Raw genomic sequence first — 17,732 nt, forward strand, 5'->3', positions numbered from 1 at the left:
CCTAAAAAGGAGGCCTGGGACTTTGCCTGTGCCTTTTCTCTACTCATGGGCCCCTCCCGGCGAGAGCAGGCGGCTGACTGAGTGGCCGAGAGCCTCAAAGAGCAGCACCGTCGCCGTCAGAAGCAGGCCGGGAAATACCGCCAGCCACCACTTTCCCGTTATCAGGTATTTCATGCTTTCCGAGAGAATGATTCCCACTGCCGGCTCCTCCGGCGGAAGGCCGAACCCCAGAAAGGTGATGCTGGCCTCGTGAAGAATGGCGTGGGGAAACATGAGAATCAGGCCCGTCAGAAACTGCGGGAGCAGGTGGGGCAGCATGTGGGTGCAGGCGATTTTGAACCGGCTCATTCCCAGCTTTGAGGAGATTTTTACATACTGGCTCTCCTTCAGCTGAAGTACCTCCCCGCGGATCAGCCTGGCAAGGGAGGGCCAGTGAGTGAGGGAGATACCCACTGCCACTCCCGCAAACCCTTTCTGGCAGGCGCAGGATATGAGAATTAAAAGCAGCATATGAGGAATCCCCATCACCAGATCGATGAGTCCCGACACCACCAGATCTGCTGTCCTTCCCATGGCAGCCAAAAGTCCCAGTGCCAGGGCGATCCCTGCACTGACTGTGGCAGTTAAGAGCCCCAGCCGTATGCTCATGGAGAGTCCGGCCAGCGTGCGCAGGAACATATCTCTTCCCAGCCAGTCTGTCCCAAACAGATATTCTGCATTTGGAGCCAGATTTTTTCTGGAAAAGTCCGACACTGACGCCCCTTCGGAGCACAGAAGCCCTGCCGCGGCTATCCCCGCCAGAAGAACTGCCGAGCAGATAAGAAGAGCTATGGTAAGGGCCCTTCTGTCTGCTAAAAAACGGCATTTTTTGCGCTCCGGCCATGGGAGAGCCTGTCCATGGGTGTTTTTCTGTGACGGCAGGAACGTCTGTCCCTGGCTGTCTTTTCCTCCCTCCACAGCAGTCTGCGCTCCTGAGGGACGGCCCTCAGCAGAACCTGCCTCAGCCCTGCAGAACATGCTCTCATCCTGCCTGTGGTTATGTCTCATCTGCAGAGCCCGCGTCTCCTGCCCAGAGCTTATTTCCCGCCCGCCGTCCCCTCTCCCAGGGGTGCCTGCCTCCTCTGAGCCGACAGATAACGCCGCCTTTGCCATACCCTCTTCCGCTTTTTTCTTTGCTCTCCTTCTCTCCCTCTTTCTCTGCCGTGCCTCTCCCCTCATCCTGGGATCTACCACATGGTACAGAAGATCGGCAGCCAGATTGCCTCCAAAGACAAGCAGGGAGCTTATAAGGGTAATTCCCAGAAGAAGGGGGACATCACTGCCCAGCCCGGCAGCGATGGCTGCCTGCCCCAGTCCCGGGTAGGAAAATACCTGCTCCACCAGGACAGAGCCTCCGAAAATTTCACTGATTGATGCGAACTGAAGGGTGACAGCAGGCAGAAGGATATTGCGAAGCCCATGGCACCTTACGATATGAAACAGGCTCTCTCCCCTGGCCTTGGCATAGAGCACATACGGACTGTCCATAACCTCCTCCATCTTCGCCTTCGTGTGAAGAGCGATGGATGAAATTCCCGTAAGCCCCAGAGTCAGGGCAGGCAGAAAAGCATGGGAGAGCCGGTCGGCAAATGTCACCTGTGCGGACTCCATTCCGATAGGGACTCCCAGGCCGATGGGAAAAATCCGAAGCTGGACGGCAAACACCAGCAGAAGCAAAAGCCCGATCCAGAAGGCAGGCGTGCTGGCCGTCAGCATACAGTAGCCTGTGATCAGGCGGTCCGGCCATCTCCCGCGGAAGGTTCCCGCCAGGATGCCGAGAAGAAGGCCAAGTACACCTGCAAATACCCAGGCGGACGCCATCAGCCAGAGAGAGCTGAGAAACCGCTCTCCCACAATCTCAATCACAGGGCGGCGGTACAGAAGGGAGATTCCCATATCCCCTTTCAGAAGTCCTGAAAACCAGGAGGCAAAGCGCTTTGTCATCGGCACTCCCACCCCCCAGTATTCTCTGAGCTCCTCTACCTGCTCCGGGCTCATGGAGCCGAGAGCCGCCTGCCCCACATTGCTCTGAAGCGGGTCGATGGGGGACAGGGACAGCAGGAAAAAGGAAGCTGCGCTGACCAGAGCCAAAAGCACGGCTGCCCTTATCAGATTTTTTCCTGCCCATCCTGCCAGTCTGCCCATGGTTTCTGTCTCCTTTCCTGCATCTGATTTCGTTTAAAAATTCTTCCTGTTTCTCACTGCTGTCCCTCAAAGCTCCACTGGTCCACATTGTTGACAATTGACCAGCCATGGCCGTGGGGATGAATCTTCTGCTCGGCTACTGTCAGTCCGTCCCGCACCCAGTACAGATGATCTACGTTCACCAGCCACACCCACGGGACATCGCCCTGCTCTGTCACTCCTGTCTGTCCATCCCACTGAGCCTTTTTCCAGAGCTCATAGGACTCCTCCAGATCAGAACATGCCAGGGCCTCGTCCATATACCGGTCAACGGTTTCATTGGAATACGGGGAATACTGGGCAGTGCCTGTATCCGGGCTTGTGTGGTAAATATTGTAGAGCTCCATAGGCGTATGCGCTCCCCATCCCCAGAGCAGGGGCTGTGAATAGGCCTCTGTGTATGCAGTATCCCAGCCTACCCCTCTGGCAGAGGCGTCGATCCCCAGGGCCTTCAGCTGGTTTGCCGTGTCTGCGGCGAGAGCCTGTCTCACAGAATCGTCGGCCGGATAGATAAATTCCAGCTCTGCGCGGACCCCGTCCCTGGTGCGGATGCCGTCCGCCCCCGGGGTCCATCCTGCCTCGTCCAGCAGCGCCTTTGCCTGCTCGGGATCGTATGCCGTCTCTGCCTCTTCGTTATACCAGGGGAGCTTGTCGCAGACGCTGTAGGCAGGACTTCCATAGCCGTTCAGAACGTGATCGATCATCGCCTGCCTGTCAAGCCCCATGCTGATGGCCCGGCGGACTCTCACGTCGGCTGTGAAATCATTGCCCCTCTCGATACCATTCTCGTCTGTGTAACGGGGAACCGCCGGAAGATTAAAGCCTCTGTTGTCCACACTCTCGCAGGCCAGCAGATGGTAGCCGGTCACCTCCTGATCCGTGTAGGATGCAGCTGTGTAGACTACATCTGCCTGACCTGCCAGAGCGGCCGCAAAGGCGGCATCCTCCTCCATGAAGAGGACTGTGACCTTTTTCATCCTGGGCTCCTCCCCGTAATAATCGGGATTTGCCTCGAAAATCACCTGCTGCCCCCTGTCCCACTGCTTCATAATATACCGCCCGGAGCCAATGGGATTCACTCCGTAGTCCGGCCCGTATGCGTGCTCCGGCACAATTCCCGTCACGGCCATTGTGTAGGGCCAGATAGAATACGGGCGGCTCATGTGAAAGACAACTGTGTCCTCATCCTGGGCCTCAGCCCGCTCCAGCATGGTAAAGTCATTGACAGAGCTGGTGTTCTTTAAGGTATTGTAGGTAAAGGCCACATCCTCTGCTGTCAATGGCTCTCCGTCTGTAAAAAACGCATCACTTCTTATATCAACCGTCCAGGTAAGCCCGTCCTCGGAAGCCTCCATGCCGGTGGCCAGATCATACCCGATGGTCAGATCCGGGTTCGTTACAGTGAGAGTGCTCTGAATCAGAGGCTCGTGAACGTGCTCTCCGGCTCCCCAGCCGTAAGCCGGATCAAAGCCTTCTTCCGGCTCCGACTCCGCTGTCATAACAACCACGACGGAATCCTTCTCATCGGTTTCAGAAGCTTGGTTCTCTGCCTGCTGTCCGCATCCGGACAGTGCTGCCGCCAGCGATAATGCTCCTATAGCTGCTGCAATCTTTGTTTTCCTGTGTTCCATAGGCTTTTGCTGCCTCCTTTTATGCTGCCTGTATTCTGTAAATAAAAGAACAAAGAAACCTGCCTCGCAGGATTCTCCGCCTGCGGCGGGGCTGCAAAAGCAGCCGTATTCCTCTCCAACCCAGTGCGATCCCCGCGGAGCGTTTTTATATAGCAGGGAACAAAGTTTCCTGCTATAGAACAAAGAATCCTGCCTTGCAGGATTCTCCGCCTGCGGCGGGGCTGCAAAAGCAGCCGTATTCCTCTCCAACCCAGTGCGATCCCCGCGGAGCGTTTTTATATAGCAGGGAACAAAGTTTCCTGCTATATAAAAAAACCAGGAAGCTATTTTCCCTGATTCTCAGAGTAAAAATACCTTCCTGGTACTGCTTTGTCCTTTTGATATGAAATGACCGCCGTCAGCCGTAAGGCGATCTGTTGTCCCATACGGGATTTATCCAGCTGAGCTGGCCTGATTTTTCGTTCTGCCGGTCTGTTAAGCGGTTTGTCCGCTGTCCTTCTGCTTGTGCAGAAAATGATTGCAGGATAGAGCCAGACTGGCAGGATGCCATGTTGATTTCTTTTTTTCCTAAAATAGTATATAGGAAAGCCGGCGTTTCGTCAACAAATGAATTTGTATTTTCTGAGAGAACGCCTTCTGGAGAAAACGGTACAGCACAGCTGACAGCAGGATGGTCAGATATCCCCTCTTCTCTTGCATCCGCTCTTTTCCTGCTATATAATAAGACCAGCCTGACCATCTTTGACGGCTGGTCTTCGGAAAGACGTCTGGGATGTTATTTTCCGGATAAAATCCGTCATTTCGGCAGAGCTCTGCCAAATTACAGGAGGTATTCATGTCAGAAACTCATTTCAGTTCAGTGAAAAGAAAGATTCTTCGTGATGTGAGGCAGAACCCTCTCACGTTTCCCCCTTCCTTTCCGTTTACAGTATCTGTCCTCACCCTCAGCGATCTGCCCTCTGTGTATTCTCTCTGCCTTGGCAATCCGCTGTATTATAAGCACCTGAACTGCCCCCTCACGCCAGACCTGGTGCAGTCTGATTTCACCGCCCTTCCTCCGGGTAAAAACTGTGAGGACAAATATTTTCTGGGTTTTTGCAAAAATGGCTCTTTAGCCGCTGTCATGGATCTGGTCTTCGGCTATCCAGATGAAAAAACTGTTTACATCGGTTTTTTTATGGTAGACCGACAGCTTCAGGGAAAAGGTACCGGCAGCCTGATCATCAGCCATACAGCAGATATTCTGCAGCGTCAGAGCTATCGCTTCATGAAGCTTGCCTGGGTGGAGGGAAACCGGCAAAGTGAGCACTTCTGGCGCAAAAACGGATTTGAACCAAACGGCAGAAGCAGCCACCTTGAGGCCTGCACGGTGGCGGAGGCCGTGCGTCCGCTCCAGACGGAATAAAGCCGTCCTATTTTTGTTTTATTTATCTGTTTTTTTTATTTTTTATGCAACTTTTTTATTTTTTCTATCAACTTGAAATTTTGTTTCATTTCTGTTAAAATTTGTCTTCATTTCTTGCCTTTTCCATAGCAGACCGTGTATAGTGTATATACGTATGGCCTGTCCTTTCTGACCAGCATGCCGAAACGGCATCTGTGCAGCAAGAGCAGGCCAAAAAAAGAAAGGGAAAGGATGTATACAATGAATTTTGATCCAGCTACCTCAACCCTTACTCTGGATCTTCTGGCCACAACCGGTTTTGGCTGTGTTATGGTTTATCTGGGTAAGGGCATTGTACGCCGTGTAAAGGTATTCCAGGACTGGAGCCTTCCGGCTCCGGTTATCGGCGGCCTGATTGTGGCCGTCATCCTCAGCATTTTAAAGAGCAACGGCATTTTCTCCGTGCAGTGGACCTCCACGCTCGGAAATCACCTGATGAATATCTTCTTTACCTGTGTCGGCTTCGGCTTCAGCCGGAAGCTGTTAGACCGCGGCAAAAAATTCTGTGCCGGAATTGCGCTGTCTGTCCTGCTTCTGGTACTTCTTCAGGGTATTCTCGGTATCATAGTCGCCTCCTCTCTGGGCATGCACCCGCTGATGGGCATCCAGATCGGAACAGGGGCTCTGGCAGGCGGTGTGGGAACCACCTCTGCCTTCGGACCGGTCTATGAGAGCATGGGAGCCGTCGGCGCAACCGAGATCGGTGTGTCTGCTGCCACTCTGGGCATGATCGCCGGAAGCCTCACCGGAGGACCTCTGGCTGTGCTTCTGATTAAAAAGCACAAGCTCACCTCCAACCCGGCAGAGACAGAGTTTGAGGACGACGGTGAGAAAACGCTTCCTCTCGATGCAAAGAATCTTCTGTCCTCTGTCTGCATGATGACTATCATCGCAGCCTGCGGCATCCCGATCTATCTCCTTCTGAGCCAGATCCCTCTGATTGAGATGCCATACTTTATCGGCTGTCTGTTTGCAGGAGCCATAGCCAGAAATATCCTGGAAGGGATTCACGTGGAAATCCGCCCTCAGGAGGTGGAAGCCATCGAGCATATTTCCCTGGACATTTTCCTGGCTATCACGATTATGACCATGGATCTGACAAAGATTGCCGGCTCCGCTGTTCCAATGCTGATCACACTCTTTGCCGTGACAGTGGCCACTCTTTTATTTACCTATTTCATCGGCTTTCGCATGTATAAGAGCGACTACAATGCAGCCTGCATGTGCGCCGGTCTGATTGGAATGGGCATGGGCTCCGGCTCCAACGCAGTTGCCAACGAGCGCGCTGTTATGGAAAAGTACGGCTACTCCCACATTGCCTGGGTTCTCTACCCGGCCTTCTCCGTACTCTGCGTGGACATTTTCAACCCTCTGTTTATGTCCTTCGCACCTGGAATCATGGGATTTGCCGGATAAAACAGCCGTCGCTGTAAAGAAGCAGCCCGCCGTACAGACTCCTGCAGGATTGTCTGTGCGGCGGGCTGCTTTTTGCCCTTTTTTATTTCATCTCTTTTATAATTTCTTTTTATCTCTGCATCTTCGCGTTCGTCTTATCAGCGGCTTTTCCCGTCTTTACATCACATCAGAGAAATGCGGCCTCAGCTTTCTGAAAATCCGAAGCCCCAGGAACATCAGCACAAGCGTCACTGCCCAGAAATAAAGCGTAAGCGTGGGCCTCTCAAAAAACCAGTTTCCCTGCAGCATACTGTCCCTGAACCCTGTGGAAATATAGTAAAACGGGTTCAGCTTAAAAATCGGCAGAAGCCACGGGTGGGCATCGGTAAACATGGATTCATGGTACATAATCGGCGTCAGCCACATGCCAAACTGCAGGCAGATTCCCACAATCTGAGCCATATCTTTAAAAAATACCTGGATAGAGCTCGTAATATAGGTAACTGCCAGGGCCAGCATGGACACTGCAAAGGAGTAGTACAGTACCTGAATCCAGGTCGCGATGGGGAAATAGCCTCCCACCAGGTAAAAGCCCACCATAATTGCCAGAAAGCAGGCGTGTACCATAAAGCAGGAAATCAGCTTGATAATCGGAAGCATTTCCACCTGAAACACTACCTTTTTCACCAGGTAGTGGTACTCCTGAAGGCAGTTTGTGCCGGAATTCAGGGCTTCGCTGAAGTAGAACCAGGGCACAATTCCCGGAACCATCCAGATGACATAGGAAGCCCCAGGCACAGGAGGCGGGCTCTTAAAGCCGTACTCGCCGAACAGGAAGGCGTAAATCAGAATGGTTACAAGGGGCTGGACAAACATCCAGACAACTCCAAAATAGGAGCCCACAAACCGCTTCTTGAAATCTGCCTTGGCCAGATCCCAGATCAGCTTTCTCTTCTCAATGATCCCTTTAAACAGGGAAGTATAGTAATTCATTCATTTCCTCCGGTCTTTGCTTTTTGTGGGGAATGGGATTTTTGTTCCGGCTTTAGAAGCGGAAGGTATCCTTAAAGCCGCCCCACTTCTGATCCTTCTCGGAAATAATCAGCTTCATTCCCTCCTCGATAGGCCACTCTACGCCGATTTCAGGGTCATTCCAGGCCAGACCGCCCTCGTCTCCGGGGTGGTAGAAATCCGTACATTTATAGGCGAACTCTGCCTCGTCAGACAGAACCAGGAAACCGTGGGCGAAGCCCTCCGGAATGTAAAACTGCTTCTTATTCTCTGCAGAGAGAACCACTCCGAACCATTTTCCATAGGTTTCAGAGTCTGCCCTCAGATCCACAGCCACGTCGAACACGGTTCCGCGGATAGCGCGCACCAGCTTGCCCTGGGGATACTGCTTCTGGTAGTGAAGTCCCCGAAGCACGCCCTTCACAGACATGGACTGATTGTCCTGGACAAATACCATGTCAAGGCCGGCCTCTTTGAAGTCGTTCTGATTGTAGGTTTCCACAAAGTATCCTCTCTCATCCTTAAACACGGTCGGCTCAATCACGTAAAGCCCTTTGATATCACATGGCGTTACTTTAATTTTTCCCATTTTCTGCACTCCTTTTCTATTGAAATTCTCTCTAACACTCTTTTTATGCCGTCCGGCAGGCAGACCTGTCTCCTGCCGACTTACCTACTATACCACCAGAACCGGCACCTGACAAGGCAAATGAATACCGGAAAGTCTCAGCCCTTTTTTCCGATCTCTTTTTCCCCACAGCTGTCTCTGCCTTCCCTGTCCGTCTGTTCCCTGCAGTCAACCTTTCCGGCCTGTCTGTCCCGCTGTTCCTTGTCCTCGATGGCTATTTTCTGAACCAGCTCTTTGAGCCTTGTCTCCATCTGAGACTGTTTGATGGACATGTGAAACAGCTTGACGATCAAAAGAAAGATCACAAACAGGAAGATAAAATTCGATGTGGAGTACGTCCCCGCAAGCTCCGACAGGACAGTCGGCACCACAGGGAATACGCTGAACAGGATCAGCATAAAGGAAAAACCGATCCAGAAGAGGGAATCCTCTATCTGCAGCTTTGACTGGCGTATTTTCCTCAAAATCAGAACCGTTGTGAGAATGGACACCACAATGAGAACGGCCCTAAGAAGCATGGTCATACCTCTTCCCCCTTCCTTTCACGTTTTCTGAAGCTCTGAATCAGCAGAATAGACGACAGAATTTTCGCCATATAAAATATGGATTTTACGGGTGTCAGATAGCTGACTCCTGAAAGCCGCTCATCCATGATAACCGGGATCTCCGCCACCTTCGCTCCCCCCTTGATCAGATAGGATACCGTATCCGGCTCAGGTCCGTAATTCAGGCCGCCTGCAAATTCTTTTATCATTCTGTGGTTGAACATACGCAGGCCGGAGGTAGGATCCTTGATTGTCACCCCTGTGGTCAGGCGAATCGCCCACTCAATCAGGCGGCTTCCTATCATCCGCATGGACAGAGGCTTTTTGGCTCCCACAAACCGGGAGCCGATGACAATGTCATACCCCTCCTCCATCTTTTCTATCATGGCCTCCAGATATTCCGGCCGGTGCTGGCCGTCCCCGTCCAGCTGCACCGCGTATCGGTACTCCTTTTTCGCCGCATATTTTAGCCCCGCCTGAAATCCCCCGGCAAGTCCCAGGTTTACCGGCAGATCCAGAAATTCATAGCCCCGCTCCCTGCATATCTCCCCCGTCCTGTCTTTGGAGCCGTCGTTGATTACAAGGTAATCGTACTGGGGAAAATCACGTATCAGGCGGTCCACCACACGCTCAATATTTTTTTCTTCATTGTAGGCTGGTATTACGATCAGTAAATCTGACATCATGTCCTCCATTGCTGCTCTTCCTGTATTTTGACTGCCGGCAGCGGCATCTTTTTCTTGTCCTCTTCATTCCGGCATTTTAAACCGTCTTCAGTTCCAGTAATTTTTATTCATGGTCAGCCAGAGCACCAGGCTTCTGGGCAGCCTTTTATACTGTTTCCCAAGCAGGTATCCGGCATACTTGAAGCCGCTGTGAACAGCCAGCTTCGGTAGGAGCATCCACTTTCCCTGTCTGACGAGAAAGGCCGCGGTGCGCCTGACCAGCCGGATTCCCTCTCCCTCTGACCGGATCCCGGAAAAGACCTCCGGATGGTCGGCCTGGGAGACTGCCAGATCGAAATTCCGGTGGAGCTGCTCCACTGCCGTGTAGTTGTGAGAGTGAAACACTCTTGCGTCCGCCGCATAGGCAATCCGATAGCCGTTTTCGACAGCCTTTGCCGCATAGATCATGTCCTCATTGAAGATCGTCTTTTTAATAAAGCCTCCGAGACTCCTGTATATGGCTGTATCGTAGGCCGCGCAGACGTTGGAGCAGAAGAAGGTTTTGATGCCAAGCTCCTTTAGATCCGCTACCGACTTGATCCGGCTCTCTGCCGGATAGTTGAAGGCTCTCGTATATTTTTCCATCAGGGAGCAGTCCTCAAAGGGCAGCTGCCTGGCGTAGGCTGCCGCAATGTCCGGCCCGCTCTCGAGAGCTTTTATGAGATTTCCCACCAGCTTCCTGTCTGCCGGAACTGCGTCGTGGGTCATCAGAATACACACATCCGCGTCAGACAGGCGGATGCCCCGGTCCCTCGTCCCGCCGTGATCAAACTCCTCCCTGGACAGGTGATGCACCTCCATCTCTGTTTCCTGAGTCCCTTTTTTCTCAAAGATCTCCTCATATTCCGGCTTCCAGAACTGTTCCTCTGTATTCATGATGATGAGCCGGCGGATGGGATAATCCTGCTCCCGTATCCGTTTCAGAAGCTCCTTAAAACTCTTACCCGGCCGGTAAACAGGAATGATTAAATCCACTGACTTTTTCCGGCCCTCTGCTCTTTCTTCTGCTTTTTTCAGTTCCATATCTGTCTCTGCTTTCCTCCAGGCAATATTTTCCATATCTTCGTTCTAATCCTGTTTTCCGTAAGCGTCATACGCCTTTCTGTAGAAATGCATCAGAAGCCTCACTGCCGGCTCCGGCCACATCTTCCTGAACATGGCCGTCTCGTCCTCTTTTCTCCGGTTGTCCTCGATGCACTGCTTCGTGGTTGCCCCCGGATGCACCCTGTAGTAGATGAGCGGCCGTTCTGAGCAGACAAACCTGCCTTTTCGCCCCGCCAGCTCATAGAGATTGTCCCAGTCCAGGGCAAACTCAAAGGAGGATTCAAAGAGGCGGTTTCCAAGCTCCTCCTTATTGTAGGCGCAGGACGGACAGCAGATGGAATTTCCAAACAAAAGGGCAGCCCGCTTCACGCCGGTCCTGTCTGCCAGGAAACGCAGGCGCAGAGGGAGCCTGAGAAACTTTTTCACCAGCCACACCCGATTCACCGTCTGAAGCCTTGCCCGAAGGCTTCCATCCGGCTTAGGCTCCATCATAACAGCGGCGTAGTCGCTGCAGAATACTGTCATATCCGGGTATTTTCTGTACATAGCCAGAAGGGTTTCCGTGTAATTTTTCCTGTACCTGTCGTCCTGGTGGGCGATTGTCACGAACTTTCCGCCTGCCTTCTCATAGGCGAACAGCCAGTCCTCCCGAATGCCGCTTTTCCCCTCCCGCACATACAGGGGAATGCCGTATTTTTCAGCCAGACGGCTGATATAGGGGCTGGGCGTTGATGTACAGCAGATGACCTCTGAGCTGCAGCTCTGGCGTTTTACTGAGGCCATGCACTCCTCCAGATAGGGCGAATCCTTATAGGCGCAGATGGCAAAGGTATGAAACCCCAGCTGTTCCTTTTTTTCTTCCATGGCTTCCTTCCTCTCCTTCCATCACTCTTCCCCCATGCTACAGACAGTGGGGGATCAGAACATCCGCTGCGTACACGGCATACAGAATCACTCCCGCCAGGCCCAGAAGCGCCGGATAGTACACCTCATTTTTCAGGTGAACCGTCACGGCGGACGGGCTTGGCACCAGCCACAGCAGGAATAAAAACGGCAGATAATATCTTCCCTGCACGCCCTCTATATAGGTATTCCCCGGCGGCGTAAACGCAATATACATGGAAGTCCAGACAAGCACCGCGCAGGCGCCTGCCAGCACAAATATCCACAGTCTCTGCCATCCGGTCAGACGTTTTCCACAGGACGACCTGGTGTCCGTGAGGATAACTGCCGTACTCCCCGCATACAAAAGCCAGGGGAAGGAAATCGTCCCCAGATGCCCCAGCACGCCGAAGGCCCCCTCTCCCAGCACATAGGAGGGGAAATTCAGGAAAATATTTTCAAACAGAATCCTTGCGTAGGCGAAGGGCTGTCCCAGGACATAGGCCATCTGGCCTGCCTCGCTGGTGGCTCCGCCTCTCAGATCGCCGGTTTCGCTGGGCGAAATTAAAACAGGAAGCACAAAGGAGGCCATCAGGATGACAAACAGCGCCACAAAGCCGGCCCGCATCCACCGCATCTGTTTTCTGCTGCCGTATCTGGACGCCGGGATCAGAAGACCTGTCAGGATCAGCGGCGCGTAAACTGCCTTGATCCTGCAGCCCCAGAAGAAGGCAGCCAGAATGAGCACGTATTCCTTCACCGAGAGCCTTCCCTCCGGCTCCAGCACAGCCTTCAGGATGCAGGCGCAGGAGAGATAAAGGAAGGCTGTCACCGCAGGATCGTAGGAGTACACACCGGCCAGCATAAGCGGCGCCGGCATTAAGCCGATAAAAGCCATAATCCCCTTTCCCACGGGAGTTTTCCGGATGGCCAGGGCCATAACCAGGCAGTAGACAAAGAGATTGCCCAGGCGCCCCAGCTTAAATAAGAGGGAAAAGGGCAGATTCAGGATCTGGCAGGCCTTTAAGACAGCCGCCTGTCCCAGATAGCCGGTGAAGGTGGTCTTATTCAGATCCGCGCTCCAGAGCATGCTCCCGTTTCTGTAATCTCCTGTTTCATTCAGATAATGGCTTAACTCCCTCTGTTCCTCAAGCCCTCCCGGCTGGTTCAGAGGCCAGGTGTCAATCCCCGCTGAAAATTCCTGGAAAATCGTGGGCGACAGATGGACCGGACTCCTGTAGTTGGCAATCCAGAAGCTCTGCTCAAAGTGGATCTCCTCGTCGAACCCCACCTTGTCAGCGGGAAGAGACAGGGAGAACAGGGTTCCCCCCACAAGGGCCACAATAAGAAAGCCCATCTCTATATGGCGCCCAATCTGTCTTCTGGCCATGATAAGAAACAGAGCCGTTCCGCAGGCAGCCCAGAAGAAACACAGCCTGTAGGGATTTACAGCAGGCTTCGTCACTGCAGAAAATCCTGTGACAGCCAGGGGCATGGAGGAAAAGTCGATGTAGGAGAGTCCCGGCTCGAAGAGCCCCTCCCGGCTCACGGTCAAATCCACCGACTCTGTCTCCCTCCTGATATTCAGCCAGGTGGTCTTATTTGTCTTCGGGTTCCTGTCCTGGATTTTAATGGAATCCCTCTCTCTCACTTCCCCGTACTCATTTTCCACATGGGCCTCAGCCGTCAGATTCAGGAGGCCTTCATACTCATAGCTGCAGGCCAGCTTTCCGATAAATTCCCCCACCGGTATGTGGATCCTCCCGACTTCTTCAGTCAGGACAAGAGCCTGGCTGCCGTTTTCAGCCGTTCTCAGCTCAAATCCCTCGTACTCTGTCTGCGAGAGGGGAATCTCAAAATTCCCCTCCCCTTTGTTCTGAATGAGAGGAAGGTTGCAGAAAAGCTCAAACAGAATGCCGAGAGCAAACACGACAGCCGCACAGGCAGCCGCCTTTATGAGCAGCCTTCTGTCTGCCTTCCAGCTCCCTGTCCCGGCTTTCTTTTTTTCCGGCCGTTTTTTTTCTGCCTGATTTTTTCCCAGCCGCTTTTTCTCCGGCTGCTGCTTATCCGGCTTTTGCCCTTCTGGCTTCTGGCTTCCTTTCTCCTGCTTATCTGGCTTCTGTCCTTCCGGCTTCGACCTTTCTGGCTCCTGCTTATCCGGCTCCTGCCCCTCTAGCGGTTTCCTCCAAAACTGCATGGCTCTAACCTCTCAATTCCTCTGTGTTCCAGTATCCTCTCATAGTCCTCGATATAGTCCACCTCGGCCCAGAACTTTCCCTGGATGTCCTTTACATAGATCTCCCGCTCGTTTGCCATGCCGTAGAGGACATTTTCCCACCAGACCGAGTGTTCCTGGACTGCGATCATCTCATCCATCCTCTTAAGGAAAATGGGGATGAAGCGGCTGTCGAAGCGGCCGATCCCGATGTATTCTCCGGTTATGTCCCCGCCTGTCAGCTCTTTTCCGTATTTTTTCAGGACACCGTTTTCGTAGTAAAATTTATAGTCCGCCGTTTCCTTCCGGCTCTCATCCGCAAACATGACAGGGCTCAGCTTTTCCGATAGGATCTGGTCAAGGAGGCCATCCTCCATATAGACATCCCCGTTCATAATCATCAGATCCTCCCCGTCAGACGCGGCCTCCTCGAGAAAGGCCCTGGCAAACCAGGCAGAGGCAATGCTGTTTGTCACATCGTAGAAGGGATTGACAAAAAACTCCGCGCCGCTGCCTTCAAGCACCTCTCGTATCACCTGGGACTGATAGCCCAGCACGATGCCGATCCGGTCAATGCCGCGGCTTTTTAAAAGCTCTACCGTATACTGTATCAGGCACAGCCCGTTTCCAATGTCCACCGTACACTTCGGTTTTCCTGACAGGTAGCGGGAGATCCTGGTCCCCCGCCCTGCCGCAAGTATCAGAACTCTCACAGAAGCCCCCTGTTCTGCATATCTTTCAATGCCGCAATCAGTCTGTCGTTGTCCTCAAAGGTCAGATTTCCCATATGCCCCACACGGAAGATCCGGTCAGCCAGCTCACCGCCGTTGGGGCACACAAAGATCTCGTACTCATCCTTCAGAATCTCGAATATCCTGTGGGCCGAGACGGCAGTTCCGTCTGCAGCCCTTCCTGTGGGGTGCAGAGGCGTTTCCCCGCTGGAGAGGGATTCTGAGACAATCTCAAAGGGCAGCTCTTTTATCTTCTCCCTGAAATCCTCTGCCTGAGCCCGGATCCGTTCCTGCTCTTTCGAGAGCCCCGCCCTGTCAATCTTTCGAAGCCTCAGGTTCAGCTGCAGAAGGATGCTGACTGCCGGCGTGTAGGGTGTCTGTCCCCTCTCCCCGTCCTTCAGGTACTCTTTTAAGTCAAAATAGATGGATTTCACCTGATTGTTTCTGATGCGCTCTGCAGCCTTTCCATTCAGCACCAGGACAGAGAGCCCCGGAGGGAGAGCGAGCGCCTTCTGAGAGCCGGTGAGAACCAGATCGACTCCCCATTTTTCCATCTCAAAGTCGTCGGCCAGGAAGGAGCTGATGGCATCCACCACAAGAAACAGCCTGTTTCTTCTGCAGAACTCCCCGATCAGTTCCATGTCATAGTGAACGCCCGTGGAGGTTTCATGGACATTGACCAGAAAACCGGTAAAGCCCCTGTCCTCAAAGGGCAGGAGGTGCTCACGTTTCAGGGCCTTCCCCGCCTCAAGGCAGATCACCTCGTGAGGGATTCCCAGAACCTGGCAGATTTTTACAAACCTCGCCCCAAAGCTGCCTCCGTTTACGATGAGAACCCGGTCCTCCCCCGTAAACACATTTAAGACCGCAGCCTCCATGGCGGCCGTTCCGGAGCCTGTCAGAAAGACAGCCCTGGAATCCTCCCCTGCCTTCATAAACTTTTTCATCAGGGCCTCGTTTTCCTTCATAATACCGGAAAATTCCGGCGTCCTGAAATAGGGGATTTCCTCTGCGCCCAGAGCTCTTATGTCCTCCTCCATCTGAACCGGGCCCACTGCAAAATTAATCATTCTGGCCCCTCCTTTCCTTTTTCTTTTCTCCCAGGTAAAATACTGCCGAGGTGACGGCAAAGCAGCCCGCCAGTGTCACCATGAGAATCAGATAGGACATTGCCCCTCCCAGGATTCCCGCTGCGCGCACAAACGGGGTGGAAATGCTGACAGCCATTACCCCCACAACCGCATAGCCGATGAAAATAAAGGGCTGCTTCTGCATGATGATCAGGGAATAATAAAACAGGTTTACATAAGCATTTCCGGCGCCTCCCAGAATAATCAGGATCAGTGCCGTGCGGCAGTCCTTTAAGGCATAGCTGATTTTCGGGTACAGCATGCTGAGTACAGGGATTCCCAGAAACCATGCACAGCCGATGGCAAACACTGTAAGTCCCGCGATAATAGCCGCAAGCTGCCTGATCACTCCCATAAAGCTCCTGAAATCCCGCCCCTCCCAGGAACAGGAGAGCTTTGTCAGATAGGGCCTGATGACAAAGCCTGCCACCAGATTGATAAAGCTGGTGGGCATGAAAATCGCTCCGAACACAGACATGTCACGGCTGGCCATATTGGCGTCCACTGCGTACTTGGAGGCGGAAAATACATAGAAATCGATGATAACCGACAAAAACAGAAGGATATTGTCCCTGAAAAGCCACCAGGTCTTATGTTTTCTCACCTTCCAGTCCACGCCGGAAATATGGCCGATGACCGAAAAGTCAAACAGCAGCACGCCGGCCGCCTGGGCGGCCACCGCCACGACGCAGGAGAATACCAGATCCCTTGTCGTCACCAGGCTTCCCATGAAGCAGAAAACAGAGAGAAGGGTGCGGAAGGTATTTGATTTTCCTGTCAGGTACAGCCGTCCGTCCCTCTGAAACTCTGCCTCGTAGGCGTCTGCAAATCCGTCGATCACCTTGTAGCAGACCATCAGAAATACAGTCATCGCCTTCTCACGGGTATAAGTTCCTCCGTGGGCGGCCACATAGAGAAGCCCGAAGAGCAGCGCAGCGCCGCAGGTAATGAAGCGAAGGCGCAGATATTCTCCGAAGGTATACTTCTGTCTCGTATCAGTGATATGGAACGGCCGGATTCCAAAATAGGCCACCATGAACATATGCTGTCCGAAGGTGGTAAAGGCAAAGGTGAAATCGCCCCCCTGATCCTCCCCCACCACCTGAATAACCGCGATAGTGAGCACCATGGACGCAAAGGCGTACAGGAAGCTCCCCAGCATGTTCCAGATCATATTTCTCTGTTCGATATTCTCATCAGAGCCGATGAGAAGGGTTCTCAGCAGTTTCATCTGTTCTCCTCAGAAAATTCCAGCCGGTAGGGGTAATGGGTCTTTCTCTTTTCCACCGGCGGAAGCTCCATATAATCCCCGTACATGTTCCAGAGCATCTCGTCGATATTGGCGGGGAAGTTTAACATCCTGCCCTCAAATTCCAGCTTCTTTAAAGGGTAGCACTTCGTTCTGTCCACCACATTCCAGTAGGGACTGGTATCCGGCAGAAAGGCCATCCTTCTGGTATCCTGCTTCCTGTAGCGGCGGCAGGCCTTCTCACAGCGCCAGCGGATGCCGTCCGGCGAGATCCGAAGGAGCTTCATCCCCTGGTACGCCAGCCTGCACACAGCCCAGATAAGCTCCGCCTTCACGCCCTTCTGGGCGAGGGTCGGCCGTGGAATGCTTCTCAGGATCAGGAGCTTGCTGTAAAACCAGGCCTCCCAGGACTGAATCTGGTAGAGGAGAGGATTGTCCGACACATTGTCAAGCACATAGAGATCCAGAAAGATCCCGAAGGGGCAGTCCACATCCTTCATCACCTTTTCCACAAAGACTGTCCCCCTCTTTACCAGGCGGGTTGTCATGAGAGGATAGTTTGGGTATTTTTTCCCGTTTAAAACCAGGTACTTGTCCCCCATGGTCCTCTCCACAATTTTTATCAGCCGCTCAAAATCCTTCCTCGGCATGGCAATGTCAATGTCATCGTCCCAGGGAATGAAGCCCCTGTGGCGGATGGCGCCGATCCCTGTGCCGGCAATGCCGAAATATTCCAGGTGGTATCTGTCGCAGATTGCCGTAAAATCGTCCAGGATGGAGAGAATCTCCCCCTGAAGCCGCTTTAAGGTTTCCGGCTCGTAAAATTCCGGGTGTCCCATTTCGTATTCCTCCTGATTTTTTGTTCCTGTCATTCAGGCG

The 17,732-nt window shown here is 53.0% G+C and carries 15 protein-coding genes and 1 pseudogene; 2 read left to right on the top strand and 14 right to left on the bottom strand.

Going from position 1 to position 17,732, the window contains the following annotated elements:
* Positions 1-39 precede the first annotated feature (39 nt).
* The 3 genes and pseudogenes from LK436_RS17280 to LK436_RS17290 all read right to left on the bottom strand — a co-directional run bounded on the left by LK436_RS17280 (position 40) and on the right by LK436_RS17290 (position 3,854).
* On the bottom strand, positions 40-831 hold the full coding sequence (locus LK436_RS17280) for an ABC transporter permease (RefSeq protein WP_416207822.1): 792 nt from the start codon (positions 829-831) through the stop codon (positions 40-42).
* 393 nt (positions 832-1,224) lie between these two features.
* A pseudogene (locus tag LK436_RS17285) lies at positions 1,225-2,184 on the bottom strand (ABC transporter permease); the annotation flags it as partial.
* A 53-nt stretch (positions 2,185-2,237) separates the two neighbouring features.
* A complete protein-coding gene (locus tag LK436_RS17290; protein WP_008398943.1) occupies positions 2,238-3,854 on the bottom strand; it encodes an ABC transporter substrate-binding protein in 1,617 nt (538 codons plus the stop codon).
* Positions 3,855-4,689: 835 nt separating this feature from the next.
* On the opposite strand from LK436_RS17290, the gene LK436_RS17295 reads away from it, so the two are divergent.
* Together LK436_RS17295 and LK436_RS17300 are read left to right on the top strand one after the other, a co-directional pair.
* A complete protein-coding gene (locus LK436_RS17295) occupies positions 4,690-5,259 on the top strand; it encodes a GNAT family N-acetyltransferase (RefSeq protein ID WP_008399289.1) in 570 nt (189 codons plus the stop codon).
* Between the two features lie 240 nt (positions 5,260-5,499).
* Positions 5,500-6,714 (top strand): sodium/glutamate symporter, encoded by a 1,215-nt coding sequence (locus LK436_RS17300; RefSeq protein WP_021965555.1) that lies wholly within the window; start codon positions 5,500-5,502, stop codon positions 6,712-6,714.
* A gap of 156 nt (positions 6,715-6,870) precedes the next feature.
* Here LK436_RS17300 and LK436_RS17305 read toward each other — a convergent pair whose 3' ends face one another.
* The 11 genes from LK436_RS17305 to LK436_RS17355 form a co-directional block, all read right to left on the bottom strand.
* Positions 6,871-7,686 carry an ABC transporter permease gene (locus tag LK436_RS17305; protein ID WP_008399286.1) on the bottom strand — a complete coding sequence of 272 codons (816 nt, stop codon included), beginning with the start codon at positions 7,684-7,686 and terminating at the stop codon, positions 6,871-6,873.
* Between the two features lie 52 nt (positions 7,687-7,738).
* Positions 7,739-8,293 (bottom strand): dTDP-4-dehydrorhamnose 3,5-epimerase, encoded by a 555-nt coding sequence (rfbC, locus tag LK436_RS17310; protein ID WP_008399284.1) that lies wholly within the window; start codon positions 8,291-8,293, stop codon positions 7,739-7,741.
* 137 nt (positions 8,294-8,430) lie between these two features.
* Positions 8,431-8,856, bottom strand: coding sequence for a DUF2304 domain-containing protein (locus tag LK436_RS17315; protein WP_008399282.1), 426 nt, complete (start codon positions 8,854-8,856; stop codon positions 8,431-8,433).
* On the bottom strand, positions 8,853-9,572 hold the full coding sequence (locus LK436_RS17320; protein WP_008399281.1) for a glycosyltransferase family 2 protein: 720 nt from the start codon (positions 9,570-9,572) through the stop codon (positions 8,853-8,855). Before LK436_RS17320 ends, LK436_RS17315 begins: the two co-directional genes overlap by 4 nt.
* Positions 9,573-9,650: 78 nt before the next feature.
* A complete protein-coding gene (locus LK436_RS17325) occupies positions 9,651-10,661 on the bottom strand; it encodes a glycosyltransferase family 2 protein (protein ID WP_008399279.1) in 1,011 nt (336 codons plus the stop codon).
* A 9-nt stretch (positions 10,662-10,670) separates the two neighbouring features.
* Complete coding sequence (locus LK436_RS17330; RefSeq protein WP_008399277.1) at positions 10,671-11,510, bottom strand: glycosyltransferase family A protein; 840 nt, start codon at positions 11,508-11,510, stop codon at positions 10,671-10,673.
* 37 nt (positions 11,511-11,547) lie between these two features.
* Positions 11,548-13,725, bottom strand: a complete 2,178-nt coding sequence (locus tag LK436_RS17335; protein ID WP_227910110.1) for a DUF2142 domain-containing protein — start codon at positions 13,723-13,725, stop codon at positions 11,548-11,550.
* Complete coding sequence (locus LK436_RS17340) at positions 13,701-14,456, bottom strand: NTP transferase domain-containing protein (RefSeq protein ID WP_008399274.1); 756 nt, start codon at positions 14,454-14,456, stop codon at positions 13,701-13,703. The genes LK436_RS17335 and LK436_RS17340 overlap by 25 nt, the downstream gene beginning before the upstream one ends.
* The gene (locus LK436_RS17345; RefSeq protein WP_008399272.1) at positions 14,453-15,544 is read right to left on the bottom strand and encodes a pyridoxal-phosphate-dependent aminotransferase family protein; all 1,092 of its coding nucleotides are present in this window, start codon (positions 15,542-15,544) and stop codon (positions 14,453-14,455) included. The genes LK436_RS17340 and LK436_RS17345 overlap by 4 nt, the downstream gene beginning before the upstream one ends.
* A complete protein-coding gene (locus tag LK436_RS17350; protein WP_008399271.1) occupies positions 15,537-16,835 on the bottom strand; it encodes a lipopolysaccharide biosynthesis protein in 1,299 nt (432 codons plus the stop codon). The genes LK436_RS17345 and LK436_RS17350 overlap by 8 nt, the downstream gene beginning before the upstream one ends.
* Positions 16,832-17,725, bottom strand: a complete 894-nt coding sequence (locus LK436_RS17355; protein WP_008399270.1) for a LicD family protein — start codon at positions 17,723-17,725, stop codon at positions 16,832-16,834. Before LK436_RS17355 ends, LK436_RS17350 begins: the two co-directional genes overlap by 4 nt.
* Positions 17,726-17,732 lie beyond the last annotated feature (7 nt).

It is taken from the genome of Clostridium sp. M62/1 (assembly GCF_020736365.1).
Taxonomy (GTDB): Bacteria; Bacillota; Clostridia; order Lachnospirales; family Lachnospiraceae; genus Otoolea; species Otoolea saccharolyticum_A.

Bases quoted from the DNA above. Each gene is read 5' to 3' on its own strand.
- LK436_RS17315 (WP_008399282.1), bottom strand. From the start codon at position 8,856: ATGACCATGCTTCTTAGGGCCGTTCTCATTGTGGTGTCCATTCTCACA.
- LK436_RS17300 (WP_021965555.1), top strand. From the start codon at position 5,500: ATGAATTTTGATCCAGCTACCTCAACCCTTACTCTGGATCTTCTGGCC.
- LK436_RS17355 (WP_008399270.1), bottom strand. From the start codon at position 17,725: ATGACAGGAACAAAAAATCAGGAGGAATACGAAATGGGACACCCGGAA.
- LK436_RS17350 (WP_008399271.1), bottom strand. From the start codon at position 16,835: ATGAAACTGCTGAGAACCCTTCTCATCGGCTCTGATGAGAATATCGAA.
- LK436_RS17330 (WP_008399277.1), bottom strand. From the start codon at position 11,510: ATGGAAGAAAAAAAGGAACAGCTGGGGTTTCATACCTTTGCCATCTGC.
- LK436_RS17305 (WP_008399286.1), bottom strand. From the start codon at position 7,686: ATGAATTACTATACTTCCCTGTTTAAAGGGATCATTGAGAAGAGAAAG.
- LK436_RS17320 (WP_008399281.1), bottom strand. From the start codon at position 9,572: ATGGAGGACATGATGTCAGATTTACTGATCGTAATACCAGCCTACAAT.
- LK436_RS17325 (WP_008399279.1), bottom strand. From the start codon at position 10,661: ATGGAAAATATTGCCTGGAGGAAAGCAGAGACAGATATGGAACTGAAA.
- LK436_RS17335 (WP_227910110.1), bottom strand. From the start codon at position 13,725: ATGCAGTTTTGGAGGAAACCGCTAGAGGGGCAGGAGCCGGATAAGCAG.
- LK436_RS17345 (WP_008399272.1), bottom strand. From the start codon at position 15,544: ATGATTAATTTTGCAGTGGGCCCGGTTCAGATGGAGGAGGACATAAGA.
- LK436_RS17295 (WP_008399289.1), top strand. From the start codon at position 4,690: ATGTCAGAAACTCATTTCAGTTCAGTGAAAAGAAAGATTCTTCGTGAT.
- LK436_RS17290 (WP_008398943.1), bottom strand. From the start codon at position 3,854: ATGGAACACAGGAAAACAAAGATTGCAGCAGCTATAGGAGCATTATCG.
- rfbC (WP_008399284.1), bottom strand. From the start codon at position 8,293: ATGGGAAAAATTAAAGTAACGCCATGTGATATCAAAGGGCTTTACGTG.